Source organism: Mesorhizobium sp. M2A.F.Ca.ET.037.01.1.1, from assembly GCF_003998075.1.
Taxonomy (GTDB): Bacteria; Pseudomonadota; Alphaproteobacteria; order Rhizobiales; family Rhizobiaceae; genus Mesorhizobium.
Window position 1 is genome coordinate 1 of record NZ_RZSA01000328.1, and the last position, 6280, is coordinate 6280.

Here is a 6280-nt window from a genome sequence, read left to right on the forward strand (position 1 = left end):
GTCCTGAATGTAGATGCCGGCTTCAACGCCTGAGCTGACCCTGCCGACATCTGCCAGTTGCCGGCGGCGCTGCGTGACGTGGCGCAGGTTCGGCAGCTGAGGCCCTTTGCTTGCGGTCAAACTACGAAGTCGAAACGGCCGAACCGTCCGTCGCGGGTTTGCTTCATGTCGAGGACGAGTGTTTCGTGAAAGACTGATCTCCGACATTTCGGGGCTCTCCGGGAAAGTAGAGCTGGGTTGTGAGGACGCGGCCGCCAGGACGCTGGACCTTGAAATGGAAGTGACGCGTTCGGCCGGGATAAAGCGCGGGCACGATGGTGTTGAACCACCAGCGCCCCTGCACATCCGTGAACTGGTGGCCGCGCAGCCGGAAGCCGATGCTGTCATAGGCGCCGTTTTCATCCGCATGCCAGATTTCGACGAGGCTGCCGGCGAGGGGCCGGCAGCGATTGTCGAAGACGAACCCCGCGACGGTGATCCGCTCGCCACCGGGCGCGCCGGGATAAAGATCGCGTTCGAGCGGCGAGTTCGGCCGGAAGAAGGGGCCGGCCTCCCTTTCGATCGTGAGGTCGTCCCCATCGTCGTAGGAGAGTGTCAGCGGCAATTCGGGTGCGGCTTGCGCGAACGCCCTCATCCTGGCGGCATCGATAAGAGACAGTGTCAGAAAGGCCGTCAGAAGAGAGCGTCGGGTGGAGGGCAAGGTCGGTCTCCGGGATTCGATGAGGTTGCTGATGAACCGGCCGGGGCGGTTATTGCAGCCGCTGCACGGCGTTGGCCTGCGCCTCCGTGATGAGGCCGGAGTACATGTTCTCCTTGCCTGGATACCAGGGCATCGAGCCGATGGAGCCAAAGCCGGGGATCGTCTCCATATGCGCGACCATACGGGCGCGCATACGCGTGTCGGGAAGCGGGCCGGTCATCGCCTGGACATTGTCGCTCATATGGTCGGGATTCGACGTGCCGCACAGCACGCTGGAGACCGCGGGATGCGCCATGACCCATTTTAGGAAGAACTGGGCCCAACTCGTCGCGCCGAATTCCTGGGCGAAACCGGGAAGCGGCTGTCCTTCGACGACCTTCATCAGGCGTGCCTTTTCAAGCGGCAGATTGATCAGCACGCCGACGCCTTTTTCGGCGGCCACCGGAAGCAGGCGGCGCTCGGCGTCACGATTGAAGATCGAGTAGTTGGTCTGGATGAAATCGACGTCACCGCGTTCGACGATCGCCAGCAGTTGCTCCTGCGCAGCCGACTCGTGATGGGTCACTCCGACGTGGCGGATCAGGCCGTCCTGCTTCCAGGATTTCATCAGCGGGATGACAACCGGCGCGTTGGTGATGCTGTGGCACTGCATAAGATTGATCGTATCGCGCCAAGTGCGCATCCGGGACTGCCGGAAGCTTTCTAACGCATGGCTTTCGTCGCCGAGATATTCACCCGTGGCCCAGACTTTGTTGGCGAGAAATATCTCGTCCGAGCCTTCGAACTCGCCCATGAACTGGCCGACGCTGACCTCGGCCGAGCCATAGAGCGGCGAGGTGTCGATCACACGACCGCCTGCAGCTGCATACCTTTCAAACACCTGCCGAAGGTCCTCGCGGCTATCGCCGGGCTTCAGGTCGAAGGTGAGGAAGGTACCGAGGCCCAGCGTGGTCACCCGTTCACCGGTGCGGGGCAGGGTGCGGGTCAGCACCTCGGGATTGGAGCCGGAGGCCGATGCCGCCGAGCTTGTATCCTGGGCCTGCGCCGCAACGGTGGTCTGGGCGGCGAACGCCAACCCGGTTGCAGTTGCACCCAATGTGCCGAGGAACCCGCGGCGATTTATTCTTGAGGGGGCCATGAGCGGCTTCCTGTTCGATTATCGTTGAATTCAAAACTGCCAGTTGGCGGGTATCCAGGCGTAGCCGCCGTCGGTCTTCAGCATCCGGCCGAGGCCAGGGAACGGAAAGTGGAAGCCAAGCACCGGGGATGCGGTCGGTTGCCGCCCTGTCGAAGATGCGCCGGCGGGAGGAAAGCGCGGTCTGCTTGTCACGGTCGGGACCCGGAAGCCAGGGATTGTCCACGTTGACGACCGGGTGGTAGGCAAGGTCGGCGGTCAGAAGCAACTGGTCGTTTCCGGAGTGGACCAGGAAGGTCGCCATGCCCGGCGTGTGGCCGGCGGCGGCCAGCGTCGTGAGGCCCGGCACGATCTCGGCGCCGGCTTCGTAAAGCTCCACATCGTTCATGACGGGTTCGAGGCTATTCTCGATGTTGGCGGCGAAGCGGATGCGGAACTCCTCGGGCACCGGCATGTAGGAGAGATCCGGATCGGTGCGGACGAAGAAATCCCAGTCCGCCTTTGGCACGAAGACCGTGGCGCGGGGGAAGGCCTTGCCGCCATCCGCGGTTCTGAGATTGCCGACATGGTCCGGATGGGTGTGCGAGATGACGATCGTATCGATGTCCGCCGCGCTCAGGCCGATCGCCGCGAGGTTGTCGAAGATCCGGCCGCCATGCGGCCCCATCGTCGAGCCGGCGCCGGCCTCGATCAGTATCCGGCGGCCATCGGTTTCGATCAGAAGCGTATTCAGGTTGAGCGTCAGGTGGTCGGTCGGAAGGAATGCTCGCCGCAGCACCTCCTCAAGCTCCGCTTCGGGCGCGTCGCTGGCATAGACACGAGGGCCGCCGATGACGCCATCGCTCAAAACAGTAGCGCTAATCTCGCCGACGCGGAAGTGGTAGTGACCCGCGTTGCCAGCCAACGACGACGCGGCCTGGGCATTAGCGTTGCCGGCGCTCAGGCTTGGGATGAGCATGCTTGATGCGCCTGCGACAGCGGACAGCATGATAGCGCGTCTATTGAGAGTGAAGGCATTCATCATCGGTTTCCCTTCTTCGTGGGGCACCCTCCCGCGCCTTTGACAAATACGAGTCCGGAAATGACCGGCGGAAGGAACTGGGGAGGCGCGATAGCTGAACCTTTTGCCCACCATGACATGGCACAATTAATTCGATAAGTTGCGCATCCATGATTAGCTTGGTTAGAAATTCTTACCAATGAACTCTCTTCGCCTGGACAGTTTTGATGTCTTCGTCTCTATCGTCCGCTGCGGTGGCTTCCGGGCGGCGGCGCTCGAGCGTGGCGTGTCTTCGTCGGCCCTGAGCCAAACGATGAATGCGCTCGAAGAGACCCTCGGCATCCGGCTCCTCAATCGCACGACGAGAAGCGTGTCTCCGACCGAAGCCGGGAAACGCCTCCTTGAACGGCTAGCGCCAGCATTGAGTGACATCAGGCTGGCGATCGCGGAAGTCGACGAGTTGAGAGACACTCCGTCCGGAACGCTTCGGATCAACGCTCCGGCGCCGGCCGTCGATCATTTTCTTTGCCCGTTGGCCTTCGACTTCATGGACGCCTATCGCGAGGTGAGGATTGAAATCGTCAGCGATGCGGCGGTCGTCGACATAGTGGAACAGGGCTTCGATGCCGGCGTCAGATTCGGCAAACAATTGGCGCAGGATATGATCGCGCTCCCGCTTGGCCCCGCGCTTCGCTATGCGATCGTCGCTTCACCGGACTACATCGAAAAGCACGGCCAACCCCAGGTACCAAAGGATCTCGTCGGTCATGATTGCATCAAGCGCAGATTTCCTGGGGGCACTTTGGTTACCTGGCGGTTTGCCGACGGAGACGAAGAGATAGAGGTCGCTCCCACGGGCCGCCTGATGGTCAGTTCGGCGCACAACGAACTGCAGGCGGCGCTGGCCGGCAGAGGAATAGCCCATATTTTCGATGATTATGCCAAACCCCATATCCTGAATGGCGAACTCATTGAGCTCCTCTCCGATTGGAGCCTGATATTGCCACACTGGTTTCTGTACTATCCGAGCCGCCGCCTCCCGAGCGCTACCATGCGGGCATTTCTCGATTACGTTAGGAGCTACGACTGGCAGGCCCGCACGTGACGGCGTCCCGTCGGACCAGTCGTTCAAGTCGGTTGCACAAACCCGCCATGCAGAGCTTCGATGCTTTAGACGACTTCGGCCCTTTAAGGTACCTCGATGCCGTGGCCGAAGAGATCTCCACCACAAGAGGGCTGGGAGGTCCAGCAGGGTATTGGTAGTTCAGCTTCCTGCGCAAACAGGCATGCGTCTCAATGGCAGCTTTGCGCCTTCATCTCAGATGTACAGGCTGGCATCACTCTCGCGCGGAAGCAGACCTTGGCGCGACGACGTTCAACTCTGATGCGCGACTGCGGGCTGCCCCGCATGAAACCAGGTGTCGTTCGATAAGGAAATTCCACCCTCTAGCCACGAAATAGAAAATACAATCTCTACAGATGAATAGAGTTATGCTTGATGACCCGCAGGTGGGGCCATTCGCGCCGCCTGTCACAAACTCATTCGTCTCATTGAACAGGACGGACATGGCTTCCGAAAAAGCCAGTGCTTCGCAAGAGAGAGCGCCTTGGAACGATTTCCGCCCAGGTGATCATCATCTCGGGGCCGGTTGAGCCGTTGTAACCGGCTCAACATCAATGAAGCCCGTCGGCCGCGGTCGGCGGGCTTGTTTATTTCAGGCCTTGATGCTCGGCGTGCCATCGAAAGACAGTCGCTCCACCGTGGCTACATCGCCACCGAGAGTGCCTCAGCCTCATCCAGTAGCGTCGGGCCATAGTGCCCATTCACCTGCTCTTCGCTCATCAGCACGCCGGGCGGGCAATGCTCCTCGATCGTCGCGCGGATCAGGCGCAGCGCAGCGCGGCACTCGGTGATGTCGATCGTCTCCATGACGAACAAACATTCGCTTTAGCTAAAATGTTCCCGTAAGCAAAGACCAGTTGCGACCGTGGGTGAGCCAGCCACGTACAACGCGACTACAATAGGGCTGGAAAATGGCGCGGACGACAAGGCCAGCTAATCAGTCGTCTTAACCGGGATTTGAAATCGATAGATTATACCGCGCTCGCTGTCCGTCACTCTAACCCATTTCTCGTCGGCGCTGGCTTCCCAATCTTCTGTTACCACAGCGTCGCTGATCACGCGGGCGACCGCCTCTTCAGGCGTCTCCGCAGTAATCTCGCGGCCCGCCATCGGCAAATCGCCGTCCATCTCTTCGACGAAAAACTTTTTGGACACGTGGGTCCCTCGCTGGTTACCTCGGAAGGTAACGACCGCAAATTGAAGATGCTTCCGGATGCACCAAATTGGCGTAAGGCAACGCGGCCCGCAGGAGAAGGTTCAAGTCCAAAAATATGAGCGGAACCTAATATACCGCCTCTTGCTTATGGGATAATGAGCACACGCGGCGCCAATTTTCTCGAGCGTTGGATGGCAGAGCATCTGCCCAAGGCGGGGACGGATGACCCTGCCGCGATAAGCGATTTGACCGACCGAGCAATGGAAGCGGCCGATGTAGAAGGGATCGAGGTCCGCGAGATCTACGAGGAAGGCGGCAGCGTCTTCGAGGTGATTGCGGCGGCTATGCAACACCGCGACGGCAGTTTGCCGGACAATGATCTCACCGAATTCGACCTTCTTGCTAGCCGACTTTCACGAGAGGCGAATCTCACAGAAGCCCAGGCTCGCAATCTGATTGAGCGCTTCGGCACGGATTGGGAAAAACTCCTGAATGAAGCCTATTTCCTGAAAGAGCTTGAAGGTCGGCTTGGGCAGGAATAAATCCCTCATCGGTGCGGCGATCCTTTTCACCACAAGGATCGCCATGGGCAAAGAATATCTGTTTTCAGAGAGCACGCTCGGTGACAAACTTGCGGCCGGCACGGGATTGTCGGTCCACTGCTTCGGTTGTCAGCGCCGCGCGCTATTCCCTATGCAACCGAAAAAGGTCCTGGAAACAAGGTCTGCTACTGCCGCATGCCGTGGGGAACGACGATGGAATTCATCACCACGCCGGATCGCATGGCCTATCATGACCAGACGGATCTTCGCAGGTGGCAGGACGAGAACTGAGCAGGATGGTTCTCCAGCGACGCGGCGCCGGCCGATATGCCCGGATGGGCAAAATCACTCCCACTCGATTGTTTTTGACCCGGCGCAAAATTGATGCCAGCAATTCGGTCCCGAGATGAGACAGCCTGTGGGGCTACTCCCACGTTCGTCCTTATGGATACGTGCTTATTATTCCGGCAAAGGGATATATTTGCGCGAGCCGAAGTCCCCCGGTTAGGCCCGGCGCTTGCTGGCCTACCCTGCCAGCCTGCCGGGCCGCTCCTCGAACTCCGTCGCCGACTGCGGATGTACCAGCGGCGACGGAGGGGGCTTTGGGCACCTAGGGACAAGGCG

At 60.0% G+C, this 6280-nt stretch carries 5 protein-coding genes and 3 pseudogenes; 3 read left to right on the top strand and 5 right to left on the bottom strand.

Annotated elements, in window-relative coordinates; translation table 11 throughout:
* Nucleotides 1–116: 116 nt before the first annotated feature.
* From EOA27_RS17470 to EOA27_RS17480, 3 genes and pseudogenes are all read right to left on the bottom strand, one after another.
* Nucleotides 117–700 (bottom strand): annotated as a pseudogene (locus EOA27_RS17470) (intradiol ring-cleavage dioxygenase).
* 49 nt (nt 701–749) lie between these two features.
* On the bottom strand, nt 750–1838 hold the full coding sequence (locus EOA27_RS17475; RefSeq protein WP_127256783.1) for an aldo/keto reductase: 1089 nt from the start codon (nt 1836–1838) through the stop codon (nt 750–752).
* A 30-nt stretch (nt 1839–1868) separates the two neighbouring features.
* Nucleotides 1869–2856, bottom strand: a pseudogene (locus tag EOA27_RS17480) (MBL fold metallo-hydrolase).
* Between the two features lie 178 nt (nt 2857–3034).
* Here EOA27_RS17480 and EOA27_RS17485 point away from each other — a divergent pair.
* Nucleotides 3035–3940 (top strand): LysR family transcriptional regulator, encoded by a 906-nt coding sequence (locus EOA27_RS17485; protein WP_126078786.1) that lies wholly within the window; start codon nt 3035–3037, stop codon nt 3938–3940.
* 660 nt (nt 3941–4600) lie between these two features.
* On the opposite strand, the gene EOA27_RS17490 is transcribed toward EOA27_RS17485, so the two are convergent.
* Both EOA27_RS17490 and EOA27_RS17495 read right to left on the bottom strand, forming a co-directional pair.
* Nucleotides 4601–4765, bottom strand: coding sequence for a hypothetical protein (locus tag EOA27_RS17490; protein WP_245467189.1), 165 nt, complete (start codon nt 4763–4765; stop codon nt 4601–4603).
* A 126-nt stretch (nt 4766–4891) separates the two neighbouring features.
* Nucleotides 4892–5113, bottom strand: coding sequence for a hypothetical protein (locus tag EOA27_RS17495; RefSeq protein WP_126078785.1), 222 nt, complete (start codon nt 5111–5113; stop codon nt 4892–4894).
* Nucleotides 5114–5305: 192 nt separating this feature from the next.
* Here EOA27_RS17495 and EOA27_RS42160 point away from each other — a divergent pair, with 192 nt between their 5' ends.
* Together EOA27_RS42160 and EOA27_RS17505 are read left to right on the top strand one after the other, a co-directional pair.
* Nucleotides 5306–5656 carry a hypothetical protein gene (locus EOA27_RS42160; RefSeq protein WP_245467188.1) on the top strand — a complete coding sequence of 117 codons (351 nt, stop codon included), beginning with the start codon at nt 5306–5308 and terminating at the stop codon, nt 5654–5656.
* Nucleotides 5657–5782: 126 nt separating this feature from the next.
* Nucleotides 5783–5947: pseudogene (locus tag EOA27_RS17505) on the top strand (VOC family protein); the annotation flags it as partial.
* Between the last annotated feature and the right edge of the window lie 333 nt (nt 5948–6280).

What these genes read in the sequence shown, in the direction of transcription:
- EOA27_RS17475 (WP_127256783.1), bottom strand. Translation starts at nt 1,838, where the DNA reads ATGGCCCCCTCAAGAATAAATCGCCGCGGGTTCCTCGGCACATTGGGT.
- EOA27_RS17485 (WP_126078786.1), top strand. Translation starts at nt 3,035, where the DNA reads ATGAACTCTCTTCGCCTGGACAGTTTTGATGTCTTCGTCTCTATCGTC.
- EOA27_RS17490 (WP_245467189.1), bottom strand. Translation starts at nt 4,765, where the DNA reads ATGGAGACGATCGACATCACCGAGTGCCGCGCTGCGCTGCGCCTGATC.
- EOA27_RS42160 (WP_245467188.1), top strand. Translation starts at nt 5,306, where the DNA reads ATGGCAGAGCATCTGCCCAAGGCGGGGACGGATGACCCTGCCGCGATA.